The sequence below is a fragment of the Rouxiella aceris genome, from assembly GCF_012933545.1.
Classification (GTDB): Bacteria; Pseudomonadota; Gammaproteobacteria; order Enterobacterales; family Enterobacteriaceae; genus Rouxiella; species Rouxiella aceris.
This window is the reverse complement of sequence record NZ_JAADJU010000014.1, coordinates 1-23480: the sequence shown is the minus strand read 5'-3', so window position 1 is coordinate 23480 and position 23480 is coordinate 1. Positions and strand designations below refer to the sequence as shown.

Annotated in this window: 25 protein-coding genes and 2 rRNA genes; 6 read left to right on the top strand and 21 right to left on the bottom strand. The window is 49.4% G+C overall.

Features of this window, described 5'->3' with window-relative positions:
• Nucleotides 1–252: 252 nt before the first annotated feature.
• From GW590_RS21375 to gspG, 13 genes are all read right to left on the bottom strand, one after another.
• Entirely contained in the window at nt 253–942 is a 690-nt protein-coding gene (locus GW590_RS21375) for a response regulator transcription factor (protein WP_169405102.1), read from the bottom strand.
• 289 nt (nt 943–1231) lie between these two features.
• The gene (locus GW590_RS21370) at nt 1232–1807 is read right to left on the bottom strand and encodes a type II secretion system protein (protein ID WP_169405101.1); all 576 of its coding nucleotides are present in this window, start codon (nt 1805–1807) and stop codon (nt 1232–1234) included.
• A complete protein-coding gene (locus tag GW590_RS21365; RefSeq protein ID WP_169405100.1) occupies nt 1749–2117 on the bottom strand; it encodes a type II secretion system protein in 369 nt (122 codons plus the stop codon). Before GW590_RS21365 ends, GW590_RS21370 begins: the two co-directional genes overlap by 59 nt.
• Nucleotides 2104–2586, bottom strand: a complete 483-nt coding sequence (locus GW590_RS21360; RefSeq protein WP_169405099.1) for a type II secretion system protein — start codon at nt 2584–2586, stop codon at nt 2104–2106. Before GW590_RS21360 ends, GW590_RS21365 begins: the two co-directional genes overlap by 14 nt.
• On the bottom strand, nt 2583–4463 hold the full coding sequence (locus tag GW590_RS21355; RefSeq protein WP_169405098.1) for a secretin and TonB N-terminal domain-containing protein: 1881 nt from the start codon (nt 4461–4463) through the stop codon (nt 2583–2585). The genes GW590_RS21360 and GW590_RS21355 overlap by 4 nt, the downstream gene beginning before the upstream one ends.
• Nucleotides 4453–5016, bottom strand: a complete 564-nt coding sequence (locus GW590_RS21350; protein ID WP_169405097.1) for a hypothetical protein — start codon at nt 5014–5016, stop codon at nt 4453–4455. Before GW590_RS21350 ends, GW590_RS21355 begins: the two co-directional genes overlap by 11 nt.
• A complete protein-coding gene (locus GW590_RS21345; protein WP_169405096.1) occupies nt 5013–5564 on the bottom strand; it encodes a hypothetical protein in 552 nt (183 codons plus the stop codon). The genes GW590_RS21350 and GW590_RS21345 overlap by 4 nt, the downstream gene beginning before the upstream one ends.
• Nucleotides 5554–6054 carry a hypothetical protein gene (locus GW590_RS21340; protein ID WP_169405095.1) on the bottom strand — a complete coding sequence of 167 codons (501 nt, stop codon included), beginning with the start codon at nt 6052–6054 and terminating at the stop codon, nt 5554–5556. The genes GW590_RS21345 and GW590_RS21340 overlap by 11 nt, the downstream gene beginning before the upstream one ends.
• On the bottom strand, nt 6051–6734 hold the full coding sequence (locus GW590_RS21335; RefSeq protein WP_169405094.1) for a hypothetical protein: 684 nt from the start codon (nt 6732–6734) through the stop codon (nt 6051–6053). The genes GW590_RS21340 and GW590_RS21335 overlap by 4 nt, the downstream gene beginning before the upstream one ends.
• Nucleotides 6735–6750: 16 nt before the next feature.
• Nucleotides 6751–8385, bottom strand: coding sequence for a GspE/PulE family protein (locus GW590_RS21330; protein WP_169405093.1), 1635 nt, complete (start codon nt 8383–8385; stop codon nt 6751–6753).
• Nucleotides 8385–9560, bottom strand: a complete 1176-nt coding sequence (locus tag GW590_RS21325) for a type II secretion system F family protein (protein ID WP_169405092.1) — start codon at nt 9558–9560, stop codon at nt 8385–8387. The genes GW590_RS21330 and GW590_RS21325 overlap by 1 nt, the downstream gene beginning before the upstream one ends.
• 7 nt (nt 9561–9567) lie before the next feature.
• Nucleotides 9568–10023, bottom strand: coding sequence for a transglycosylase SLT domain-containing protein (locus GW590_RS21320; RefSeq protein WP_169405091.1), 456 nt, complete (start codon nt 10021–10023; stop codon nt 9568–9570).
• Between the two features lie 2 nt (nt 10024–10025).
• Complete coding sequence (gene gspG, locus GW590_RS21315; RefSeq protein ID WP_169405090.1) at nt 10026–10445, bottom strand: type II secretion system major pseudopilin GspG; 420 nt, start codon at nt 10443–10445, stop codon at nt 10026–10028.
• 318 nt (nt 10446–10763) lie between these two features.
• Here gspG and GW590_RS21310 point away from each other — a divergent pair, with 318 nt between their 5' ends.
• From GW590_RS21310 to GW590_RS21300, 3 genes are all read left to right on the top strand, one after another.
• Nucleotides 10764–11501 (top strand): prepilin peptidase, encoded by a 738-nt coding sequence (locus GW590_RS21310; RefSeq protein ID WP_169405089.1) that lies wholly within the window; start codon nt 10764–10766, stop codon nt 11499–11501.
• 234 nt (nt 11502–11735) lie between these two features.
• Nucleotides 11736–13688: a TonB-dependent copper receptor gene (locus GW590_RS21305; protein ID WP_211186868.1), complete on the top strand. Its 1953-nt coding sequence runs from the start codon at nt 11736–11738 to the stop codon at nt 13686–13688.
• Nucleotides 13689–13724: 36 nt separating this feature from the next.
• The gene (locus GW590_RS21300; protein ID WP_169405088.1) at nt 13725–14255 is read left to right on the top strand and encodes a cytochrome b; all 531 of its coding nucleotides are present in this window, start codon (nt 13725–13727) and stop codon (nt 14253–14255) included.
• 66 nt (nt 14256–14321) lie between these two features.
• On the opposite strand, the gene yihI is transcribed toward GW590_RS21300, so the two are convergent.
• Entirely contained in the window at nt 14322–14855 is a 534-nt protein-coding gene (gene yihI, locus GW590_RS21295; RefSeq protein ID WP_169405087.1) for a Der GTPase-activating protein YihI, read from the bottom strand.
• A gap of 566 nt (nt 14856–15421) precedes the next feature.
• On the opposite strand from yihI, the gene yihA reads away from it, so the two are divergent.
• On the top strand, nt 15422–16066 hold the full coding sequence (gene yihA, locus GW590_RS21290; protein WP_169405086.1) for a ribosome biogenesis GTP-binding protein YihA/YsxC: 645 nt from the start codon (nt 15422–15424) through the stop codon (nt 16064–16066).
• 155 nt (nt 16067–16221) lie between these two features.
• Here the strand turns inward: yihA and GW590_RS24710 are convergent, their stop codons facing one another.
• The 5 genes from GW590_RS24710 to GW590_RS21270 all read right to left on the bottom strand — a co-directional run bounded on the left by GW590_RS24710 (nt 16222) and on the right by GW590_RS21270 (nt 21729).
• Nucleotides 16222–16269: a spot 42 RNA, inhibition of DNA synthesis gene (locus tag GW590_RS24710; protein WP_071892919.1), complete on the bottom strand. Its 48-nt coding sequence runs from the start codon at nt 16267–16269 to the stop codon at nt 16222–16224.
• A gap of 164 nt (nt 16270–16433) precedes the next feature.
• Entirely contained in the window at nt 16434–19232 is a 2799-nt protein-coding gene (gene polA / locus GW590_RS21285) for a DNA polymerase I (protein ID WP_169405085.1), read from the bottom strand.
• Nucleotides 19233–19691: 459 nt separating this feature from the next.
• The gene (gene dsbA, locus GW590_RS21280) at nt 19692–20333 is read right to left on the bottom strand and encodes a thiol:disulfide interchange protein DsbA (RefSeq protein ID WP_169405203.1); all 642 of its coding nucleotides are present in this window, start codon (nt 20331–20333) and stop codon (nt 19692–19694) included.
• Between the two features lie 47 nt (nt 20334–20380).
• A complete protein-coding gene (locus tag GW590_RS21275; protein ID WP_169405084.1) occupies nt 20381–21367 on the bottom strand; it encodes a serine/threonine protein kinase in 987 nt (328 codons plus the stop codon).
• 92 nt (nt 21368–21459) lie between these two features.
• Nucleotides 21460–21729, bottom strand: a complete 270-nt coding sequence (locus GW590_RS21270) for a YihD family protein (protein ID WP_169405083.1) — start codon at nt 21727–21729, stop codon at nt 21460–21462.
• Nucleotides 21730–21877: 148 nt separating this feature from the next.
• Between GW590_RS21270 and mobA the strand changes: the two genes are divergently transcribed.
• Together mobA and mobB are read left to right on the top strand one after the other, a co-directional pair.
• Nucleotides 21878–22462: a molybdenum cofactor guanylyltransferase MobA gene (gene mobA / locus GW590_RS21265; protein WP_169405082.1), complete on the top strand. Its 585-nt coding sequence runs from the start codon at nt 21878–21880 to the stop codon at nt 22460–22462.
• Nucleotides 22459–22971 (top strand): molybdopterin-guanine dinucleotide biosynthesis protein MobB, encoded by a 513-nt coding sequence (mobB, locus tag GW590_RS21260; protein WP_169405081.1) that lies wholly within the window; start codon nt 22459–22461, stop codon nt 22969–22971. Before mobA ends, mobB begins: the two co-directional genes overlap by 4 nt.
• Before the next feature lie 184 nt (nt 22972–23155).
• Here mobB and rrf read toward each other — a convergent pair.
• Nucleotides 23156–23271: ribosomal RNA gene (gene rrf, locus GW590_RS21255) — 5S ribosomal RNA — on the bottom strand.
• A 110-nt stretch (nt 23272–23381) separates the two neighbouring features.
• Nucleotides 23382–23480, bottom strand: a 23S ribosomal RNA gene (locus GW590_RS21250); the annotation flags it as partial.

Genomic DNA, 23480 nt, shown 5'->3' with positions numbered 1-23480 from the left:
AAATGTGCCAATAACCAATACAATGATATTCATCTGTATCCAATGGATGGCAAGATGCGCCCAGGCGAAGACAGGATCCGCAAGCACTAACAAGTGGCCGGGATAAGCAAAGACAGTCAACAACGCCACAACCTGAAAGGCGAAGGATATATTATACCCAAAGTCATGGCTATTGCAGCAGGCTGACAGCGAACAACAGGCCGCAGGATGCCCCCGCAACAGGTGCGGTTTCAAACAGGACAGGCGTGTCGCTTAAAAAGAGACGTTAAACAGCTTGGTCTCGGTCAACAGGCAATAAAGCTGGCAGTCGGACTCAACCTCCAGTTTATTCATCGCTCTAAGCTTATGGGCGCTGACCGTTTTAATACTGAGGTTCATTCTGTTGGCGATACTGGTCAAATTCAGTCCCTTGCATAGCAGCCGCAACACTTCCATCTCTTTGAGGGAAACCTCTCGCCCAGAACGATCTCCGCCCTGGAAAAGCGACTTCATCATCCCTTTTTCAACATAAACCTCATTATTCAACACCGAGATAATAACGCGCTCCAGCGTCTTCTCGCAGATATCCATGCTGATATAACCCGTCGCCCCCATTTCCAGAACCTTGCGCATCAGGCTGGGATGCTTATAAGGCGAGATGACAATAATTTTGAGAGTAGGGTACTTTTTAGTCAGCCACTTGATCAGCGCATAACCGTCAAGAGAAGAGATAGGATTACTGTTTTCTTTGGTACTAAGAGAATACCCCAAAATGAGTAAGTCTACCTCATGACTGGAAAGAATATTGACCAGCTCGTTGGGGGTGGCGGTGTCAGCAACAATATTAAATCTTCCCGCGGGATCGTTCCCCAGCTGTTCACCATAATGCATACTGTTGATAAGGGAAATGACTCCCTTCCGGACAAGTCTTAACTCATCAGCAATTACAATGTTTACACTCATACTAAATCCCTAATGTGTTTATATTGTAAATAAACCGCAAAAAAAACCTGAATCATTATAAATAGCCGTACCACATGCGTGACAGTCTGGAATGACCATCATTAAGAAGCTGAAAAATAAAATTAACATCCTGTAGATTTATATAATTTAATCCGCAAGCTGGGTTATTTAATATTAATTATAATATGATGAATATAATAAAAAATAATGCTATTTATTCGCTGTTATTATAAAGGTATATAGCGCGATCACCCACATAAGAAAACTCTTACTTTTTCTTATTAATAATTTATTTTTGACATTTTTCTGGCAAAGGTGCAGAAATATCTTCGTTAACCTTAAACGCCCAGTCCTGATAAGACTTTGCCTTCTCAAAGTTCTTATAATCCTCAGAAAAACCGATTTTCTTCAGTGGCTGTCCCTTATGGGAGGTATGCACCCCAATCCAGCGACCTTGACTATCAAAAATTTTTACCCAATTCGCCTTCTGGGTAAAGGGATCAAGATACAGCCTGCGCAGATGAAACCTGGATTTAAGATTTCTTTTATCAAAAATCAATTGTTCAAAATTAACCGGGAAACAACTGTCCTTATTCCTTATCTCGTCGTTGGGTTTTCCGTCGGTATTGCCCGCGTCACCACGATAACTTTTAATTGCATTACGAATTTGATCGCCTACAAATAACAGCTGCTCTTCCTGCTGTTGACGGAGTTCTGTTGCCAGATGATCCTGACTCTTAAGCAGCATAATGGCCATAATAGTTAACCAGGTGAGCAATAGCAGATAACTAAAACCCGCCTGCGGGTTACCACTGCGCATACTCGCTTCCTTCTGACGATTGCAACGGAGAGCCGCTGTGGACATCAATGATCCTGCCCTCATCATCCTCCTTGACCACCCAGCCATCGCGTTTGTCTGTGGTAGGATCAAGGGGTAACTGCCGCAGATAGTTTTCTTCAACCAGGTCATTCAACGACTCGGGATATTTGCCGGTATCCCTTAAATAGTCATCCAGACTGATACGCAGTACATTAAGATTGTGTTTTAACACCACCTCCCTGGCTCTGGTCGTCTGCTGAAAATATTTGGGCACAGCCACGGACATCAATACGGCGATAATTGCCATTACCACCAATAATTCAATCAGCGTAAATCCTTTTTCACCATTGCGCATAAGGTACTCCGTTCAACCCTGTCTGAGTGCTGCCGGAAGCAACATCATAAACATCTTTGCCACGATCATAATTTCCGGGTTCACTTTTCGAACTGCGTATTCGCCAGGTCTCTTCGTTGCTACGTCCCTCACAGTCACACATAGGGTCGCGGGGAATGCGCCGCAAAAAATAGATTTTCGCCCCGTGCGGCGAAGTGACATCCACCACACCTTTCTCCAGCAGGCTCAGCTCCTTGGGATAACCCGAGTCATCGATGGCTTTTTCACTGCCCAAACGACCTTCTTGTGCCACCTGGTAGTAGCGATCAATCGCCGTGCGGATCTGCCGCAGCGCCAGTTGCAACTCCTGTTCTTTTTTACGCTGGCTATACTTCTCCACTGTCGGCAATGCCGCTGCCGCCAGCGTTGCCAGCAAGGCCAGGGTCACCATCATTTCAATCAGCGTAAAGCCCTTTTGCGCGCCACTCATTGCCGGGCCACTTCATTGGCGCTAATCATCGGATCGGCCAATAAGGCCGGCAACTGCGCGGGCGGAGCCAATTCAGGTAAGCTAAAGTTTTCGGCATTGAGTTTTATTTTGCCTTCTGAATGCAAAATAGTGTTTTGCTCACCCGGCATATCTTCCGTCCCTAATGGAATGGAACTGACGTGACCACCCGGTAAATCCAGATTGCGTTCCAGATGTGGGGTGATCAGCAGCACGACCTCGGTCCGCTGCTTTTCATGGCCTTTACTGCCAAACAAATACCCCAGCACCGGAATTTTATTTAACCAGGGGATGCCGCCCTCACTCTCCTGTTGATCCTGCTTTATCAAGCCAGCCAGGATTTGTGTCTGCCCGTTTTCACTGCTCATCACCGTCTTGGCGGCACGCTTACTGGTGCGATAATTGCCATCTTCCTTAATACCTAAATTACTTAACTCGAAGTTCACATCCATGGTAATACTGCCATCAAGACTAATATCAGGCATCACTTGCAGCTTTAAACCAACATTTTTATATTCAACTTTATCTGATTTAAATTCACTTGAAACAACCGCCGTTTTAATGGGAATTTCTTCACCAATTTCGATCTCGGCCTTTTTGCCATTTTTCACACGAATGCGCGGATTAGCCAATACCTTGGATTTAGATATCAGCTGGCTGACATTGACTTTAATGCCGTCGCCAAGTAACAGGCTGATATTATTTTTACTGAGTCCACTTAGCGGGATATTATTTACCGTTGTGCTACTTTTGCCCTCCTCACCCGTTGTCGTCGGATTTGTTTGCACTCCGATGGCCTCGGGATATTTAATCCCCAGATTAAAGGAGTCCTTACTGGAGATCTCCAGCACCTGGACCTCCAGGGTGACTTCAGCCTCTGGGCGGTCCAATGTCACCAGCAAGCGTTCAGCCATACTGACTGTTTCGCTTGGGGCGCGAATAGTAATGGTATTGGTACGCTCATCCACATGGATATCTTTTATCTTCAGCATATTACGCAAGGCAACATTGACCTCTTTCGCTTTGGCATAACCAAGGAAAAAGGTTTTCACTTCTATTTCGCGATAAATTTTATCTTTTGACTGGCTGGCAGGATAAATCAATAACGTGTTGCCATTGAGGATTTTCTTTCTTAATTGATTTGAAAGCAGCAGCAAATTGATGGCATCTTCCGCCGTGGTGTTACTGGCGACAATGCTGGCTTTGGCGCTGGTCGATACATCGTTATCATAAATAATATTCACGCCAGTCATCTGCGAAATAGTATTAAAAATATCAATAATATTGTGCGAGCGGAAATTCAGCGAAATAGTTTTCTTGAGCTCGGCATTCATCCTGTCATAGGGCAGATTGCTGGCAGAAAGTTTGCGCAGCAGATGATCGCGCAATGCCTTGGCCTGCGGCCAGTTGGGCTCTTCTTCCAATACCAGCTGGATCTTTTGCAGCGCTTGTTCAGGGTTCTGCAAAGCCAGATTGACCGCCTGGGTATAAGTCGCGTTCAGTGCCCGATAGGTACTGATGCGTCGCAACCCCTGCATGGCACGACTGTTACCCGGCTGATAGTTCAATACTTTGCGCCAAAGGTCGGCAGCATCAACATAGCGGTTTTCTTTCAATGCCTGCTCAGCCTGCAGCAGGTAGATATTCACCAACTGTGAGGCCTCTATCTGCTCCCGGCTTTTCAACTCGATATTATCGGGATCCGTTGCCCGCTGCGCGGCCAGCTTTTCCAGAGAGTTAACCAACGCCTGCTGGGGCGTCTCTTTTGCTGCCATCGGGCTATCGGGGACTTTGGTTGTACTACATCCTGCCAGTAATAACAGAGAGATGGCGAGGGCGAGGGGTTTCTTATTTGTCATAATTAAACTTAGGTTCAGATTTCATATCACCAAGGGCCAGATGCAGCTCTTGCATCTGGGGTAACCAAATAAAGGTCAGGCTGTCGGCCGAGACGCTTTTCAACTGCCAGTCAGCCGTCAGTTTCATCCCCGTCCACACCCGCGTTGATGCGCGGCAACTGCGACAGATAATCCACTGCTGGTCGTTCGCCTGTAGCATCAGCGTTCGCTGATGATTGCTCCACCAGGCTCCCACCAATTGAAATGGCAGCGGTGGTGCCATAATCTCAGGCTCCTGATGCAGAGAGGGTTCTTCGGCGATCGGCGCTTCTTTACTTTCCTCCCGCGCGACAGGCTTAATTGCCGAGGGGAAAAGATCGACAAAGTCATCAGACTTGTTTTCCGACACCGGCTGACGGCGGTACAGGTCGGCGCTCCTGGTTTGAGCGGTCTGACTTAGCGGATTAATTACCGACAAAGGCGGCGAAACCGCCTCGTTATCGGCAACCAAGGTGTAGAGCACCAGCAATACGGTGATCAGCAGGGAAATTTGCAGATAGCGTGGCAGTTTCATGCCTCCCCTCCACGCAGCGTGACACGCAGCATAATTTGCAACCCCGTCAGATCGGGGTGCTTGCGGCGCAGGGTTGCTGCATTGACTTTCACCGGCATGCTGGCGGTGAGTTCCCTCAGTGCGAGGTAAAACTGCTGATAATCGCCCTGCAAGGGAATATCCAGTGCCAGTTGTGCCGGATGATCGGCATCGGCGGCAATAAACTGGTAGCGGCTTTCCTGCACCTGCAAATGATATTTATTAAAAATGGCAAACAGCGCCTTCACCTGCTGATACTCGGTGATACTCAGATTGTCTTGCATGGTGGACTGTTCAGCAGAAAGCATCGGCAAAGGCACGCTTAACTCATGTCGGATCTCGTCTAAAGAGTGCTTTTGCATCAACAGCTCAGGACGCAGCGTCAGAGCCCAATACAACACCCCACTCAGCCATATGCCGAGCAGTAACAACGGCAGCGGGCCCATACGTCGATAAAGACAATGTGCCTGCCATTGCAGCCGCAACCAGCCCGCCCGTAGATCTAATGAAGTGGTGAAATTAACCTTCATAATTGAACTCCATACTGAGCGTACCTCTGACTTTCCATGGCGCGTCGAATAGCTTGTCGTTGCTGTGACTCTCCAGTTCGACCTTGCCAGCCAGTTGCTGCAGACGAGCCGTAAAATCCAGCAGCGTATTTACGCTGTCCGTCACCACCTCTATACGCACACGATGCTGTGAGTTATCTACTTCCAGCGAAATCAGGGCGACATCGTCGCGCCGTGCTTTGCCGAGAAGCTGAAACGCCAGCAGATCGGGAGTCGTTTTGACGCTGCCTGACTGATTACGCGCAAAGGCTTTTTGGCTGGTACGGATCTTTTCTGCCGCCTGGCGATGCGCCTGAAGCTGGCGCATATCGACATTAATCTTTTGCTGCAGACGCTGTTGCTCGCTGAGGGTTTGCTGTAGCGCCATCAATAGCGGTATAGCCAGCAGCAGGAGAACAAAGCAGGTTTTGACTGCCAACGGCGGGAGTGCGGTAAATGTTTGCGGCTTCATGGGTTTTCTACCGCCACAGCCGGAATAGGCAACTGCCGGGCGCTTTGCAACCCCTGGTCTGAATAGATCACGTAGCGATCAACCGGCGGCAGTCCCGCCAGGCCATTCGCCGTCTCAAGATGTTTTGCCGTATCGGCCGCCGGGAGATGCAGGGTAAAAACGCTATGCCAGCGGTGTTGATAGCGCAGGGCAAAGCTGCTTTGCCGGGCATCAATGCAGGCGTACAACGCATTGGCGGGCAGTTTGCGAGTCAGCGTCTGACAGAGGACGGCAAACAGGGTACGACAGCCGCAAAAACGTAATCGCCGCCGACGTGCGGCTGCGCGCATCAGCTCAAACAGCGATTTCTCCAGCAAGGCGGCAAAGCCGGGTTTTTGATATTCGCTATCAAAAAATGCCACCCGCAGATCGCCAGTCAGCCTGCCTTGCTGCTGCTGATGGAGAGCCAGGGCAAATTGATCGCGATCGGCGGGCGTAGTCACCCCCTGTTGCCAGGGCACAATCAGATAGTCGAGATAAGCATGATCGAGAATAAATTCCACGCAGTCGACAAATGGCCCGCGCCGGGGAAGTTTACCGAACAAGGTTTCAAGCGCCGCCGCCAGATCGCCGAGGTTTTCCCACGCCGTTTGATGGACCATAGTCGTGCCAAGATAAAGCTGTAGCTGTTGCGGTCGCATAAAAACTTGCCACATCTTAGTGTATTGAAATAACACGTTTTACTTCCTGTAAGGTGGTAGAGCCTTTGAGCGCTGCCTCAATCGCGATATCGCGCAAAGGAATAAAGCCGTCTCTTAATGCGGTGTCACGCAACTGTCTAATCGACGAACGAGCCAGCATCGCCTCTTTCATGGCGTCACTAAAAAACAGCACTTCAGCCAGCGCCAGACGACCGTGGTAGCCGCTTTGTCGACACTTGTCACAACCGCGGCCTTTGGCCCACACGCCCTGCGCCAGCTGTTGCGCTGTCAGGCTCCAGTCCTGGATCTCCTGTTCATCGGGCTGACAGGTTTCCCGGCAGTGCGGGCAAATCTGACGCACCAGGCGTTGCGCGACCACACCATTAAGCGCGGTGATCAGACTGGCAGGTTCTACCTGCATATACAGAAAGCGCTCAAGTACACTAAAGACGCTGTTGGCATGCACTGACGACAACACCACATGACCGGTTAACGCCGCCTGTACGGCAATACCGGCGGTTTCCCCATCGCGGATCTCCCCCACCAATATGATGTCCGGGTCATGACGCAAAATGGCGCGCAGGCCACGGGCAAAAGTGAGGCCTTTCTTATCGTTAACCGGGATCTGCAACACGCCGTCGAGTTGATACTCCACCGGATCTTCGATGGTAATAATCTTGCTTTCTCCGCTGTTCAATTCACTGAGCGCCGAATAGAGGGTGGTGGATTTTCCGCTACCGGTCGGGCCGGTAACCAACACCATGCCGTACGGCATATGGGTTAACTGACGGATGGAGGACAAGGTCTGTTGATCAAAACCCAGGGTCTCGAGACGCAGATTCTGTTCATGCGACTTATCAAGCACGCGCAGTACGGCATCTTCACCATGAATGCTTGGCATTATGGATACGCGGAAATCCACCGCACGCTGCTGGATAAGCGCTTTGAAACGGCCATCCTGCGGGATACGTCGCTCAGAGATATCCATGCATCCCAGCACCTTCAGGCGCGAAATCACTTGTTCCGCCTGCTGGCTGCCAATGCTGCGGGTGATAAAATGCAGTACCCCATCGATACGGTATTTCACCACCAGCCCGTCGCTCACGCTTTCCAGGTGGATATCGCTGGCGCGACTTTGCAGGGCATCAAACAGCGTGGCGTTAACCAGTTTGATCACCGGACTCTGCTCCCGGGAGATGGAGACCAGCGAGATCTCGGTCAACGCTTCTTCCGCTTGTCCTTCTGACTCTTGCTGCCCAAGATGGTCGGTGGTGCGCTGCTGACGAGAAAGAGATTCAAGCTGCTTGTCGACCCATGAGGGCTGACACAGTGCCAGCCGATCGGTATAACGCTGTGCCCACTGCCTGACAGGCAGAGAAAAGGGATCGCTTAACAGCAGATAATGATGATCCTTCAGCCTGAGCGGCAATACACCGTGGGAAATGGCTTCAGCCAACGGCAAGCGGGAAAAATCCAGCTCAGCCAGCGCTAATTGCTCGTTATCCAGCGGGTACAGACCGAAGGCAGCGGCCAGTTTCTCAAGCTGTGCGGGCTGTTCGGCCAGCAGCCTTTCCAGGCGTTCACGGCGTTCAGCTACCTCCAGTGAGAACCAGGAATAGAAATCCTGGTGATCTTTATTCGTAGATGTCATCAGGAAAGACTCCCTGCCATTTCAAAAATCGGCATATACAGCAGAAACACCACCAATCCCACCATGCCGCCCACGATCAACATCAATAGCGGCTCAAACACCTTGCTAAAGGTTTCGATGGCCCGTTCCAGGCTTTCATCATAAAAAGCGGCAATGCGTTCACACATGGCGGGCAGTTCGCCACCACGTTCACCTACCGCCAGTAATCGTGCGGCAACTGGCGTCGTCAGTTGATAACAGTCGAGAGTTTGCGAAATTGCCTTGCCGGCACGCACCTCATTGAGTACCCCGGCAAGCCTTGGGCGGTAGTCAGCAGGCAGCAGCGAACCGGTCATGGAGATGGCGTCGACGGCGGGCATTCCTCCCTGCAACAGCAATCCGAGGGTGCGATAAAATCTCACCAGCACCGTGAGTTCAAACTGCATCTTCAACTGCGGGATACGCATCAACACACCCATTAACGCCTTTTTAATCAGTTGGCTGCGCAGTAAAAAGACCAGACCGGTGCTGGCAAACAGGGTGATAACCAGTAATATAAGCCCTTGTTGTTCAACTAATTTCCCCCACCAGACAATAAATTGCGCACTGGCCGAGGGGTCTTTCATTCCGGCAAACACCACTGAAAAACGGGGAATAATAAAACCGAGTAAAAAAAACATAATCAGTCCACCGACGCTCAGTACTACGCAGGGGTAAAGCAGGGTGGAACGGATGCGTTTGCGCAAAATCTCTATTCTTTTTTCATAGAACTGAAAACGCGTCAGTGCGGTGGCCAACTGCCCGGTCTGCTCGGAAGACGCGACGGTACTTACCAACAACGCGGGGAATAACAGCGGCTGAGCGGCCAACGCCTGGGAGAGCTGGCATCCCTGGTAAAGCTTCTGTAGCAGCATCTGCAGCACCTGACGTTGCATTTCATCGCGACAACTTTCATACAGCGCTTCAATGGCCTCGACAACGACCAGCCCCGCTTCCAGCAACGCCACCAGCTCCTGGATAAACAGGGTCAAGGGAAAGGGTTTTGCCCGCCCGCCCCATTGCTGGCAGGCCTTGATCTTGATGACTAATGCCCCTTCGGCGGCGACCATTGCTTTCGCCTCGTCGGCTGAATTTGCTCTTACGCGTTGTACTGCGCTTTTACCATCGAGCAATAACGTGACATCAAAGGTTTTCATTACATACTCACTGAGGTTTGGCGGCGCGCGCGGTATGCAAACGCTGATAATGGATCCAGACGCGGTTGACATAGCGTTTGCGTAAATGAGCGCGGGCGGGAGAAAATCCGGCGTTATAGGCGCCAACCGCCTCCCAGTTATATCCCTTTTGGCGGATCATTCCGGCCAAAATCCAGGCCCCGCTCATCACACTCAAACAAGGGTTATCAAGTAATTGCCGCTCGGTAATATTAAATTTTTTTAACGCAGGCATATTACGGCTATTAATTTGCATTAAACCAATATCGTAACTTCCATCTTTATTCCGGTTATGGGCCTGTGAATTTAAATTAGATTCAACAATCCCAATAGCCTGGAGCAGATCGGGCTCAATACCATAGCGCACCCCGGCTTCCTGCCAACAATAGGCATTTGCCGGAGAGCAAAAAATAATGGATGCAGCAAAAAAAATAATTCTTAACAAGACTAAAAACCGTAAGTAATTGATTTTCCGTTTATACCGGCCGACGTAATATCCACTTCATAAATTTCATTTTTATCTTTGGCGGGATTATTCCACTGATAAGGGTTTCCCCAGGGATCATTAGGAACCTCCTGACTTAGGTATGGCCCACGCCAGTTGTTTACACCGCTGGGTTGATGCGTCAGCGCCTTGAGCCCCTGGCTGGCAGTGGGATACTGACCAACGTCAAGACGGTATTGACCCAGAGACTCGGAAAGAGATTTCATCTGACTGCGGGCTGTTTTTTCTTTTGCCTGATCCACTTGTGAAAAAAGTTTTGGTCCGACAAAACCGGCAAGTAATGCAATGATCATTAAAACGACCAACAGTTCGAGTAATGTGAACCCCTGCTGGGTATCACGTTTTATTTTTGTTAACTTCATACAATCCTCAGGCGGTATGACTAATGATATAAAAATGAGAATAGAGCGGGTTAGCGCCATTTTTGAGCTAAGTACGCACAGATAATAGAAGAGGCCTCTCATAACAACAGAGAACTAACTAATAAACTTAGAGATTATTCTCTGTTACGTTAAAAAAAATTAACCCTTTAGGGCGAAAGTTCCCCTCGCAACCGCAATGGCGCAAAAATTCATAAAAAAAATCATGGCAAATAGTAACAAATAAATGATAATACCTCACCACTTAAACAATACATTTAAAAAATTAAAATATACATTAATTAAAAGTGAATAAAGGCAATGTTCGTTTTAATACTTTCAATAATAGTCGGTGCTATCATCGGCAGTTTTATCAATGTGATTATCTATCGGCTGCCGAGAATAATGGCAGGAGAAAAAATATCATTGAGTTTCCCGGTCTCACACTGCCCTTTCTGTCACCATCCGGTACGCTGGCGCCATAATATTCCGTTAATTGGCTGGCTATTATTGGCAGGAAAATGCGCCGATTGCCGAGCAGCTATTTCCCCTCGCTATCCGCTGATTGAAGGCTTAATGGCTATCATGTTTGGCTGGGTGATCGCTCATCATGGCCCGGGTATCGAGTCTGCCGTAATACTGTTTGCACTTTGCCTGCTGGTACCGCTGGCCTGCATTGATGCAGCAACCATGCTGCTGCCTGACAGGCTGACCTGGCCGCTGATTATTGGCGGCATAGTGACTGCCTGGGCCGGTGTTGGCCGCGTTGGCTGGCAAGAAGCGGGTATTGCTGCGGTTGTGGGTTTTACTCTGCCCTGGGCATTGTCTTTATTATTTCGCGTGTTTTTTCAGCGGGAAGGAATGGGCAGAGGCGATATGAAGTTATTTGCCGGATTGGGTGCCTGGATGGGTTACGGCATGTTATGCCATATTATGATTGCCTCATCTATTTTGGCCATCCTCAGTGCTTTAATAATATTGAAAGTTAAACCCGGTCAGGCTTTTCCTTTTGGTCCTTATCCCATACTGGTCGCTATTATGGTTTTTCTGTTCTTTTAAATACCGCTATAACAACCCCGTCACTGTTGGTTGAAGAACTTTCTTATTAATGATAAGAAAAAGCTTCAGCATCTAAGCCTATATTCCCACATCTCCCCTCATGTACAACTATGGACAGGGATCGCTCATGCCTATTAAAAACAATCATATTCATTATTCAGCTAAACAATTCACTAGCAAAGAAATGAACTCCCCCACTTATTTAATTAAAAATAAATTAATGAGTCAGAAGCAATGAATATTTTAACGAAGGAACTCCATAGCCAGGCAATACCGCTGCTGACTTCTACGCCCTGGATAGCCTGCATGGTGGCTGTCGCTTTGCCGATCAGTGCCAACGCAACCTCTGAGGTGATCACCATCAGTGCACCATTAACGTCACCGCTGACCACCGTCACATCAACCAAAGCACCTCGTCAGCCGGTACCGGCCAGCGATGGTTCCGATCTATTGAAGTCAATTCCGGGCTTTGCGCAAATCCGCAATGGCGGTAGCAATGGGGACCCCGTGCTGCGCGGCATGTTTGGTTCACGATTAACGGTCTTAACCAATGGCGGTGCAATCTATGGCGGATGCGGCGGGCGGATGGATGCCCCCACTTCCTATATTTCACCCGCCAGTTTTGATCTGTTAACCCTGATCAAAGGTCCGCAGACTGTTATCTGGGGACCTATGGCACCGGCAGGAACCTTGTTGTTTGAAAGTAAACCCGAGTCTGTCAGCCAACCGACGTTTAGCGGAGAGATCAACGCCCTCGCCGGCAGTTTTGGCCGCCAGGATCAAAATATAGATACCACCCTGGGTAATGAGTCCGGTTATCTCAAGCTGGCGGCGGGGAAATCGCGCGCCAATGACTATCGTGACGGCAGAGGCAATCGCGTTCCCAGCCGTTGGGATAAATGGAACGCAGATGTCAGCCTGGGTATCACGCCGGATAACGATAGTCTGGTTGAACTGAGCCTGGGCAGCAGCGACGGCGAAGCACGCTACGGCGGCCGCGCCATGGACGGCGCGCAGTTTCTGCGTAAAAGTGCCGGTCTGTTGCTGGAGAGGCGCAATATCAACGCTACCTTGACCAAGGTGAGCTGGCGCAATTATTACAATCATGCCGATCATATTATGGACAATTACTCGCTGCGCCCGACCGCTGACGATCGGCGCATGGCCTCGCGGGTCGATCGCACCACCTATGGCACGCGACTGGCGAGCACCTGGCAATGGCAGGGTAATCAGCTGATTACCGGTGTCGATGCGCAAAGCAGCACTCACCGTAAAAACGGTATGATGCAATGGCAAAAGAACGCCACCCTGAGCCAGGCTGGATTATTTGCCGAGCTGACTACCGAAGCGGGTATGTCGGGAAAAATCATTAGCGGTGCTCGTGTTGATCGGGTGCAGGCGACAGACTTTCGCACCACAACCACCTCCCGCACGGCCATCCTGCCCGGAGCCTTCACGCGCTATGAAGTGACCGACGCCAAGTGGCCATTGATGGCCTATGTTGGCCTCGGTTATACCGAGCGCACCCCGGACTATTGGGAGCTGTTCTCCAGCGCCGGTGATATTCATCGTATTCGCAGCGAAAAAACCACACAGCTCGATTTCGGTACGCAATACAAAGGGGAAAAACTCGATGCCTGGTTTGCCGGATACCTCGGTCAAATCAAGGATTTTATTGTTTTTGATTATGCTTCACCGGCGAAAATGACCCGCAACGTCAATGCACAGATTATGGGAGCAGAACTGGGGAGTGCCTACTTATTAAGTGAGCGCTGGAAGCTGGAAACTACCCTCGCCTGGGCATGGGGACGCAACCGCAGCGATGGTCAACCGTTGCCGCAAATGCCACCGCTGGATTCAAGGCTGACTCTCAGTTATGCCGGCAACGACTGGAATACCCGTTTGCTGTGGCGTCTGGTCAGCGCACAGCCACGCGTAGCCAATCAACAGGGCAATGTCACCGGCAAAGATATGGGCCCAAGCGCAGGCTTCGGCGTGCTCTCCTGGAACATCGATTATGCCATTACACCGGCGCTGCGCCTGAGCGGCGGCATCGATAATCTGTTCAACAAAGACTATGTCGAACACCTGAATATGGCAGGCAATAAAGATTTTGGCTTCCCGGCGCAGACGCAGTTGCGCGACCCCGGTCGTAATTTCTGGGCTGCTGTACAAATGAAATTTTGACTTAAATATCCAGGTTAAACAAGGAGTAAAGATAGAATGCAAAACAATGGGGCAATAATACCTACGCGTTACGACGGTTTTAGCCGCCTGTTACACTGGTTGGTGGCCATCGTGATTATTTACGCCATGTGCATGGGGTATATATTGCATGCTCTGGAGGGCACGGCTTATTTCCAATTTTTCTCCGTGCTGAATATGACGCTGGGCACCATTGCCACCCCGATTATGCTGGTACGCTTTATCTGGCGTTTCTTTCGCCCTTCAGTACCTTATCCGGCAGAGATCGGCCGTATGAAAAAGAGTTTCCTGATCTTCGCCCATGAAGTTTTCTATCTGACCATTTTTGTTACGCTGGTCTCGGGCTTTTTAATGCTGGAAAAAGGTTACAACCTGTTTGGTTTATGGCCGATCCCCCAACCTATAGAAAACCTGGAAGTTAATCGCTTTTTCTTTATCGTCCACCGTTATGCCTGCATTACCCTGGGCGTGATCCTGGTGGGGCATGTAACTGCGGTGGTCCGTCACTATCTGGCGGGCAAAAAAGCGATTATCGCACGGATGTTCTAAATAATAAGGGCCGGTCAACCATGATGGTCGACCGGCCCTTATATCGCAGCTAAATAACCTTGCCGGTTAGTTGCCGCCTTTCAGCAGACGATACATATTCTCGCCGGCATCTTCGTCTTCGTCGTCTTCATCGCCTAATTCAATACCCAGCAATTCCATCAGTACATCGATGCGATCCAGGGTCTGATCCACATAACTCTGATCTTCGGCGCTCAGGGTTTTCCCTTCGTCCAACAGATCCAGCAAAGAATCCAGACGCGCATCATTTTCCAGCAGGGTTAATTCTTCTTCTGGAGGAAGAGCAGGCTTGGCCTCGACAACAGGCTTGACCACTTTTTTCGCTTTAGGGGCATTATTCAACACGGTTTCCACCACCAGTGGCACCGCTTTTTTACTGCCAATACGTGGATCGGCTTTTTTATCATTGGTCGACGACGTGTTTTTGCCGCCTTCCGGGTTAGCGCGTGAGCCTGGCTTATGGCCACGGCGCTTGTTGTCACGCTTACGTTCGCGAGCTTCGATATCTAGCTCAACACGACTTTTTTTCTTCGTTTTTGACGTCGCGGTTTTGGCGCGCGGGGCTTTCGCTGGCTGGTTCATGGCATCTACTCTTAGGAGTGTTCATTTAGTATAGAATTGCCGCGGAATCTAGCAGAAAGCGCACAAAGAAAAAAGGTAACAAGTTAACCTTGTCGCCTTTTTCTTTTTTTTGATGGCAGAATATTTGTACATCACTGTCCTTTTGTGACCAAAACCTGCCTTCTTTACTTTGCCTGTTGCGCCTGCCTGGCCAGATACGCGATGGGTTCCCAACATCCTTTAACGCTTTGGCGTCCCTGTTTCCTCTCTTGCGTTCATCGCGTAAGAAAGACTTTACCCTAAAGCACTTAAGGCTCAAGATAGCGGGCTGAGTGACTGGGAATATTTACCAGCCAATTAACTCACCACATTGTTTTTTATGAAAATTTATGGCAAAGGTAGAATAAATAGCGTTTTAGCTCGCATTAAAAATGGTAAAACTCTCACAGCTTAATGGCAGAAATCTCAGCTGCTATCATTTCTATGAATGATTTTTCATCATGCGCTTTGTAAAACAGAAACACATCTCACCACTGTTATCGCTATAATCGCCAGCCAGATACTAAAGCCTCACGGAGACGCACGTTTTGAGCAGCCAAACCTACAACTATCATATGACCCATTTCGTTATCAGTGCCCCAGACATCCGGCATCTGCCAAGCGATGAAGGCATTGAAGTCGCATTTGCTGGCCGTTCAAACGCCGGAAAATCCAGTGCGCTCAATACATTGACCGGTCAGAAAAGCCTGGCGCGCACCAGTAAGACACCAGGACGCACCCAGTTAATTAACCTGTTTGAAGTTGAATCCGGGATACGTCTGGTGGATTTGCCAGGCTATGGTTATGCGCAAGTTCCGGAAGAAATGAAGCGTAAATGGCAGCGCGCACTGGGCGAATATCTGCAAATGCGTAATTGTCTGAAGGGCCTGGTGGTTTTGATGGATATTCGTCATCCGCTCAAGGATCTAGACCAGCAGATGGTGCAGTGGGCGGTTGACGTGGGTACTCCGGTGCTGATTTTGTTGACCAAGGCTGACAAGCTGGCCTCGGGGGCACGTAAAACACAGGTCACCATGGTCCGCGAAGCGGTACAACCTTTTATGGGTGATATTCAGGTCGAGGCTTTTTCATCCCTGAAGAAATTTGGTGTCGATAAACTCAGTGACAAACTCAATAACTGGTTTAGCCAGATCCCGCCAGAAGTATTAGAAGAACAACTGTCAGGCGAATAATGGCTTGGCAATAACTCGCCAGCACTGTCAGAGGCAGCCGATCGGCTGCCTTTTGCTTGTTCAGGGATCTCTCCCCTTGCCACGCGGCAAAAAAGTCAGTCAAAAATCCAATAAAAAACGCCCCAGACATAAAATGCCTGGGGCGGCTAAAATATTCAGCCAAATCCGATTACGTGAAGTAAAAGGTCTGAAAGATAGAACATCTTACCTCTGTACCCTACGTCTGAGACTTTACCTCATTTTTTTGCGATGAAAAAGTGTTTTTTGTAGTTTACTTACACAAAAATTGAAGGTTATGCGATCGTACGCATAAAATTACCGCCAACTGATGTTGTTTAATTACAAAATTAGCTTGTTTTATCGTCACTTAGTGAGCTTGATCCCAATTCTCGCCAACGCCGATATCAACTTTAAGTGGCACAGCCAGCGTCATGCTCTCTTCCATCAATCGGCGAATAGTCTCATTGGCCTTTTCGACGTCGTCTTTATGCACCTCAAACACCAATTCATCGTGTACTTGCATAATGATCCGCGCGCGCGGTGCATCAGGCTGTGCTAACCAGCCGGCAACCTTGATCATGGCCCGTTTGATAATGTCAGCGGCCGTTCCCTGCATTGGGGCATTAATCGCCGCACGTTCCGCTGCCTTGCGACGCATGGCGTTGCTTGACTTGATATCAGGCAAGTACAGTCGGCGGCCATCCAGCGTCTCGACGTAGCCCTGTGCGGCCGCCTGCTGACGGGTGCGTTCCATATACTCCAGCACACCAGGGTAACGTTCAAAGTAGAGGTCCATGTAGCGCTGGGACTCTTTGCGCGGAATATTTAGCTGACGCGACAAACCAAAGGCGCTCATGCCGTAAATCAGACCAAAGTTGATCGCTTTGGCACTGCGGCGCTGTTCACCAGAAACTTTATCGAGTGCCAGACCAAAAACTTCGGCAGCGGTGGCGCGGTGGATATCTTTACCTTCAGAGAACGCCGTCAATAGCCCCTTATCCTGCGATAAGTGCGCCATAATCCGCAGTTCGATTTGCGAATAGTCCGCCGCAACAATGCAGTAATCTGCCGGTGCAATAAATGCCTGGCGAATTCTGCGTCCTTCGTCGTTGCGCACCGGGATATTTTGCAGGTTAGGATCGCTGGAAGACAAACGCCCGGTGGCAGTGACCGCCTGATGATAAGAGGTATGCACCCTGCCGGTTTGCGGGCTGATCATCAAAGGCAGCTTGTCGGTGTAGGTCGATTTAAGCTTGGCCAGACCGCGATACTCGAGGATCACTTTCGGTAAAGGATAATCCAGCGCCAGCTCAGCCAACACTTCTTCGTTGGTGGATGGAGCACCGCCCGGAGTTTTCTTCAGAACCGGCAGTTTTTGTTTATCATATAAAATCGCCTGCAGCTGCTTGGTTGACGCCAGGTTGAAAGGTTCTTCAGCCAATTCATGCGCCTTGCTCTCCAGTTCATTTAAACGGATAGCCAGCTCTTTGGAGTGCGCCGCCAAAATATTCTGGTCAATCAGCACGCCGGTACGCTCAATATGCGACAGCAAAGGCACCAGCGGCATATCAATGTCGCTAAACACCTTTTTCAGTCCCGGTTCTTGCGCGATCTTCGGCCACAGTGTCTGGTGTAATTGCAAAGTGACGTCGGCATCTTCCGCCGCATAGGGGGAGGCTTGTTCCAATGCAATCTGATTAAAAGTGAGCTGGTTTTTACCTTTGCCGGCAATCTCTTCAAAGGTTACCGTCTTGTGGCCGAGATAACGATCGGCAAGGCTATCCATATCGTGGCGACCAGACACGCTGTCGAGCACATAAGATTCAACCATGGTATCGAAATCGATACCTTGCAGCTCAATGTCGTAACGCAGCAATACTCCGCGATCGAACTTGAGGTTTTGTCCCACTTTTGCTTGCTTGGGATCTTCCAGCAGCGGTTTTAATTGCGCAAGCACGCTGCTGCGATCGAGCTGGACGGGACAATCAAGGTAATCATGGGCTACGGGGAGATACGCCGCTTTACCGGGGGCAATAGCGAAAGAGAGACCTATCAGATTGGCGGTTAAGGTATCCAGGCCATCCGTTTCGGTGTCAAAAGCAAAAACTTCGGCCTCTTTCAGCCACACCAGCCATTGATCGAGCGTAACCTGGTCGAGAATGGTGATATAGCCCTCCTGAGAGAGCTGTGCTGGCGCTACAGTGGTTTGTTCGAGGCTTTCATCTTGGGCTACAGCACTTTTCTTGCTGGCCGCCACGGGGCCTTTCTTGCCGCTTAACCAGGTACCTTGTTCAACATCGGCCAGCCAGCGCTTAAATTCATAGCGTTCGAATAAGCCTTTTAGCTCGGAAGCATCCGGTGGGCTGACGGTAAGTCGATCGCAGGTGATATCAAGCGCCACATCGGTTTTGATGGTGGCCAACTGATAGGAGAGGTAGGCAACGTCTTTATTATCAGCCAGTTTTGCCGCCATGGTTTTGGCACCACGGAAACTCAGGGTGGCTATCTTGTCGAGATCGCCATACAGCGCATCCAGACCGCCCAACCCCTGCAACAAAGCCTGTGCCGTTTTTTCACCAACACCAGGTACGCCGGGAATATTATCGGAAGAGTCGCCCATCAGGGCCAGAAAATCGATAATCAGCTCAGGAGGTACACCGTATTTCGTTACCACCTCATCCGGCCCGAGAATAGTGTTATTCATGGTATTGATTAAGGTCACGCCCGGGGTAACCAACTGCGCCATGTCTTTATCGCCGGTGCTGATCAAAACGGCATGCCCCGCTTTTTCAGCCTCCAGAGCCAGCGTGCCGATCACATCATCGGCCTCCACGCCTGGCACCACCAACAGCGGCAATCCCATGGATTTTACCATCTGATGCAGGGGTTCTATTTGCGCCCGCAGATCGTCCGGCATAGGCGGTCGGTGCGATTTGTACTCGGCAAACAGCTCGTCGCGAAAGGTTTTTCCTTTGGCATCAAACACCACGGCAACATGACTTGGTTGATACTGCAATAACAGGCTGCGCAGCATATTCAGCACACCGTACATCGCCCCAGTGGGTTCTCCTGCGCTATTGGTCAGCGGGGGAAAAGCGTGGTAGGCGCGGTAAAGGTAAGACGAACCGTCTACCAGGATTAATGGATTTTCAGCAATCTGGACCATAACTCTTCTTTATACGTGGCATGTCATACCCTAAGCATGCCATAGCTGAGGTCAAAGTCGAACCCGGAAAGGAAATTTGATGTTGATCTTGCGCGCTTTCTCGCGGATCCAGCCTGTGGATAAGTTTGTGAGTAAAATTAAAACATATTGAGAGATTTGTGTTGCATATGGCGGAGCTGAACGATATAGGGCTGTTAATCATCAGCTTATCAGCAGCCGTTGCTGCCTTATACTGTCATTTTATTTTAATCATCATTGTGGATATAAATATCCTCAGCAATATTTATTTAAAGAATTCAGCCAGTAAAAATGTAATGTTATCGCCAGCAACTACAGCGAGTGAACAAAGATAAATTCAGGGAAGGGGTGCAGTGAACAAGCCTGGAATAGGTTAATGACGCCGGGAATTATTTGCCGGGTATATAAACGCCAGCACGTAGCTGGCGTTTATATCACTGCTTATTTTTGCGTTGCCAGGAAATTGACTACGTCGGAAAATTGCTTGGAGTAAGCGTCCATAGAGCTGGTATCGAGGCCATTATTTTTGATCTGGTATTTACCGTTTACAAAAATGGATGGCACACCTTGCAGAGCAAAATCAGCAGCGGCTTTCTCTTCCTGAACCACCAGAGATTTAACCACGAAGCTATTTAATGCCGCATCATAGTCCTGACCACTAACGCCAGCTTTAATAAAGACATCGCGAATATCCGCTACTGTTTTCACGGTCTGAGTTTTTTGCACCGCTTCAAACATCAGTGGGCTGATTTTATCTTCAACACCCAATGCCATGGCAACCGCCCAGGCCTGAGTTAGCTGTTTACCCAAAGGTCCAAGAAAATCGACGTGGTATTTCACATACTTGACATCTTTTGGAAGGTTTTTGCTAATGGTATCAGAGACATGCCACACACGTTCAAACTCGTAGCAGTGCGGACAATAGAATGAGAAAAACTCCACTACCTGAGGCTCATTCGCCAGCGGCTTATCTAATGTTGTGTATTGAGCACCATCAGAAAATTGAGCAGCAGAGGCGCTGAACGCCAATACCAGCCCAACGAGTGCTAACATGATTTTTCTGGCAGAAAAAAGGCTCTTCATACTCATCGATCTCCGTTTAAATAATTTTATAAAACTTTTTATATTGCTCAGTACATTGGCATCAGTTGCAAAGGTGGCGCACGCAGTTTATTAATTTGCTCTTTAAATGCCGCAGCCTGACCCAGCCAAAAGTCTTCGTCTTTCATCCAGGGAAAACTTTTAGGAAAAGCAGGGTCCTGCCAGCGACGTGTCACCCAGGCCAGATAATAAACCATACGCATTGCGCGAAGCGGCTCGATAAGTGCCAACTCGCGGCTGTCAAAATCAGCAAACTCACCGTAGGCCTCAAGCAAAATATCCAGTTGAATTAATTGCTCGGAACGATCGCCGTGCAATAGCATCCATAAATCCTGTACTGCCGGGCCATTACGGGCATCATCTAAATCGACAAATATCGGTCCGTCACGCCAGAGAATATTACCCGGGTGACAATCCCCATGTAAGCGACGCGGCTGCCACTCAGAGTGCCAATATTCTTTAATGACCGTGATCAGATCATCGAGGATAGCCAAAAAAGCGGTCCGCTGCTTGGCGGGAATTAATTCACTGGTAGCGAGAACCGTTCTTGGTTCGGTGAGATATTCATCTAAATCCATAGTAGGACGATGAGTAAAAAGATTTTCACTGCCAACTTGATGGATCCTGCCGAGAAAGCGTCCGACCCATTCTAATTGGTCGAGATTATCGATTTCGTACTGACGCCCGCCCACGCTAGGAAACAGCGTAAACATATAGCCATGATAGTGATGTAATGTCTTGCCCTGAAGCATAACGGGCGCAACGGCGGGGATCTCTGCACGTGACAGATCCGCGGAGAAACGATGTTCCTCTTCAATTTGTGCAGCACTCCAACGCTCTGGTCGATAAAATTTGACCACATAGCGTTGGCGCTGTTCATCAAGAAATTGGTAAACCCGGTTCTCGTAGCTGTTGAGCGCGGTTAATCCTGACTCAGCAATCAAGCCCACACTTTCTAGCGCATCAAGGATAAGATCCGGGGACAGCGCATGAAAATTAAATGCAGAATTATTCATAACTTCATTCAGATAGGCCAGAATGCAAAAGGATAGTCTGAAATAGTACCATCAATTTTTAGCCTGTCGCATGAAGTTCACATAAGTTTACATCAATCCTTCAATATCCCTCTGGCGCGCAGAATGGCCGTTTTAAAATCTTCTTCGTAATCCTTCTTCAGGCCAGGGATTTCATCAGTCGTAGCGCTACCGCGCATTTTCAGGTGATAAATCAATGTGTCATCACTCAGGTCGGCAAGGGCACCCTGGTAACCTGCCTCGGTGGCCAGCTTTTGCAAAAACTGTAACAGATTTAAATCTGTGTCTTCTTTCCAGGCCGGATGCAGAAGTTCAATCAATTCATTGATACGATGATCTTTCATAAGGAGCCTCTTCTAAGCTGAGTAGTGATCCAAAGTAGCAGGGTTATTTGACCCTGAACAGAAGGGGGAAAAGGAAAAAAAGTATAATCTGATCCAGGACAATATTTGACGTTACAATCATCATCAGTCAAGACATGGAGATAACATCATGACCGGCAACGCGATTACGGGTGTCATTCTGGCCGGTGGACGCTCTTCAAGAATGGGGCAGGACAAAGGGCTGGTGAAGATTGACGGGCTACCGCTTTTCGTTCATATCGCCAATAAACTGCTACCGCAGGTCGGTACGCTGTTAATCAGCAGTAACCAACATCAGGAACAGTACGCCGAGCGTTTTGCGGTTATTGGTGATATCACCGTCGACTTTGCCGGCCCGCTGGCAGGGATGCTGGCGGCGTTGGTTGCCAGTCAGACAGAGTGGGTGGCGTTTGTCCCCTGCGATGTGCCAGCGTTTCCAGATAACCTGGTGCAGCGTCTGTGGGAAAACAAAGGCCAGGCTCCTGCCGCTTACGTCACCGACGGTGAACGCGCTCACCCCACCCTATGTCTGCTTAATAAAAGCCTGATCCCTCGCCTGCGTGAATATCTGGCGCAAGGGGAGCGGAAAGTTATGCTTTTCTTTGCACAAGTTGCCGCACAGCAGGTGGTTTTTGCTAATCCTGCCGCCTTTGCCAATTTAAATACGCCAGAGGATGTCCAGCTTTGGCAGGCTTCGCTAAGGAAAACGCAATGATCCCATTATTAGGCGTAGTCGCCCGCAGTGGCACCGGTAAAACTACGCTGCTCAAGCTGGTGATCCCTTATTTGCGCCAACACGGTCTGCGGGTGGGGCTGATTAAGCACAGCCATCACGCGGTGGACGTTGACACCCCGGGTAAAGACAGCTTTGAACTCAGAAAAGCCGGGGCAGAGCAAACCATGGTTGCCAGCAGCAGTCGTTGGGCATTAATGACAGAAACGCCGACATTACCCCCCCTGGATCTCTGTTATTTGGCCAGCCGCTTTGATGAGTCGGCGCTCGATCTGATCCTGGTTGAAGGTTTCAAGTATGAAAAGATCGATAAAATCGCGTTATTTCGTCAGGATTCAGGCAAGGATTTAGCGGATATTTTAGACGATTACGTGGTGGCGTTAGCGACTGATGCGCCCTTATCTTTGCCAGTGCAGCAACTGGATATCAATAATATCGCTGAAGTCGGTGACTTTATCATCAGTTGGTTGAAAAATCGGCCTTCTGTTTAAGCTGTTATTCCCTGCCAGTCTTGTTTTTAACGCAATCGCCCAATAAAAAAGCCCCTGACGTCAGTCAGGGGCCGGGAGTGGGTTAACCATATTGTCTTGATGAGCGAGATACACGGGTATTATTGCCGTATTACAGACAGCAAAAAGCCCTGTACGTCAGTACAGGGCTTTCCACTTATTTGATGCCTGGCAGTTCCCTACTCTCGCATGGGGAGACCCCACACTACCATCGGCGCTACGGCGTTTCACTTCTGAGTTCGGCATGGGGTCAGGTGGGACCACCGCGCTAGTGCCGCCAGGCAAATTCGTTTTATTCCAACCGCTTTCCCTTACAGGCAAGCCGCCAGAACCAATCTCGGAACATTGCTGAAAATCTCTCTCTCTCAAATTACAAACACCTTGGGTGTTGTAAGGTTAAGCCTCTCGGGTCATTAGTACTGGTTAGCTCAATGCATCGCTGCACTTACACACCCAGCCTATCAACGTCTTAGTCTTAAACGTCCCTTCAG

Coding starts and splice junctions, on each gene's coding strand:
- GW590_RS21375 (WP_169405102.1), bottom strand. CDS start 942: ATGAGTGTAAACATTGTAATTGCTGATGAGTTAAGACTTGTCCGGAAG.
- GW590_RS21370 (WP_169405101.1), bottom strand. CDS start 1,807: ATGTCCACAGCGGCTCTCCGTTGCAATCGTCAGAAGGAAGCGAGTATG.
- GW590_RS21365 (WP_169405100.1), bottom strand. CDS start 2,117: ATGCGCAATGGTGAAAAAGGATTTACGCTGATTGAATTATTGGTGGTA.
- GW590_RS21360 (WP_169405099.1), bottom strand. CDS start 2,586: ATGAGTGGCGCGCAAAAGGGCTTTACGCTGATTGAAATGATGGTGACC.
- GW590_RS21355 (WP_169405098.1), bottom strand. CDS start 4,463: ATGACAAATAAGAAACCCCTCGCCCTCGCCATCTCTCTGTTATTACTG.
- GW590_RS21350 (WP_169405097.1), bottom strand. CDS start 5,016: ATGAAACTGCCACGCTATCTGCAAATTTCCCTGCTGATCACCGTATTG.
- GW590_RS21345 (WP_169405096.1), bottom strand. CDS start 5,564: ATGAAGGTTAATTTCACCACTTCATTAGATCTACGGGCGGGCTGGTTG.
- GW590_RS21340 (WP_169405095.1), bottom strand. CDS start 6,054: ATGAAGCCGCAAACATTTACCGCACTCCCGCCGTTGGCAGTCAAAACC.
- GW590_RS21335 (WP_169405094.1), bottom strand. CDS start 6,734: ATGCGACCGCAACAGCTACAGCTTTATCTTGGCACGACTATGGTCCAT.
- GW590_RS21330 (WP_169405093.1), bottom strand. CDS start 8,385: ATGACATCTACGAATAAAGATCACCAGGATTTCTATTCCTGGTTCTCA.
- GW590_RS21325 (WP_169405092.1), bottom strand. CDS start 9,560: ATGAAAACCTTTGATGTCACGTTATTGCTCGATGGTAAAAGCGCAGTA.
- gspG (WP_169405090.1), bottom strand. CDS start 10,445: ATGAAGTTAACAAAAATAAAACGTGATACCCAGCAGGGGTTCACATTA.
- GW590_RS21310 (WP_169405089.1), top strand. CDS start 10,764: ATGTTCGTTTTAATACTTTCAATAATAGTCGGTGCTATCATCGGCAGT.
- GW590_RS21305 (WP_211186868.1), top strand. CDS start 11,736: ATGAATATTTTAACGAAGGAACTCCATAGCCAGGCAATACCGCTGCTG.
- GW590_RS21300 (WP_169405088.1), top strand. CDS start 13,725: ATGCAAAACAATGGGGCAATAATACCTACGCGTTACGACGGTTTTAGC.
- yihI (WP_169405087.1), bottom strand. CDS start 14,855: ATGAACCAGCCAGCGAAAGCCCCGCGCGCCAAAACCGCGACGTCAAAA.
- polA (WP_169405085.1), bottom strand. CDS start 19,232: ATGGTCCAGATTGCTGAAAATCCATTAATCCTGGTAGACGGTTCGTCT.
- dsbA (WP_169405203.1), bottom strand. CDS start 20,333: ATGAAGAGCCTTTTTTCTGCCAGAAAAATCATGTTAGCACTCGTTGGG.
- GW590_RS21275 (WP_169405084.1), bottom strand. CDS start 21,367: ATGAATAATTCTGCATTTAATTTTCATGCGCTGTCCCCGGATCTTATC.
- GW590_RS21270 (WP_169405083.1), bottom strand. CDS start 21,729: ATGAAAGATCATCGTATCAATGAATTGATTGAACTTCTGCATCCGGCC.
- mobA (WP_169405082.1), top strand. CDS start 21,878: ATGACCGGCAACGCGATTACGGGTGTCATTCTGGCCGGTGGACGCTCT.
- mobB (WP_169405081.1), top strand. CDS start 22,459: ATGATCCCATTATTAGGCGTAGTCGCCCGCAGTGGCACCGGTAAAACT.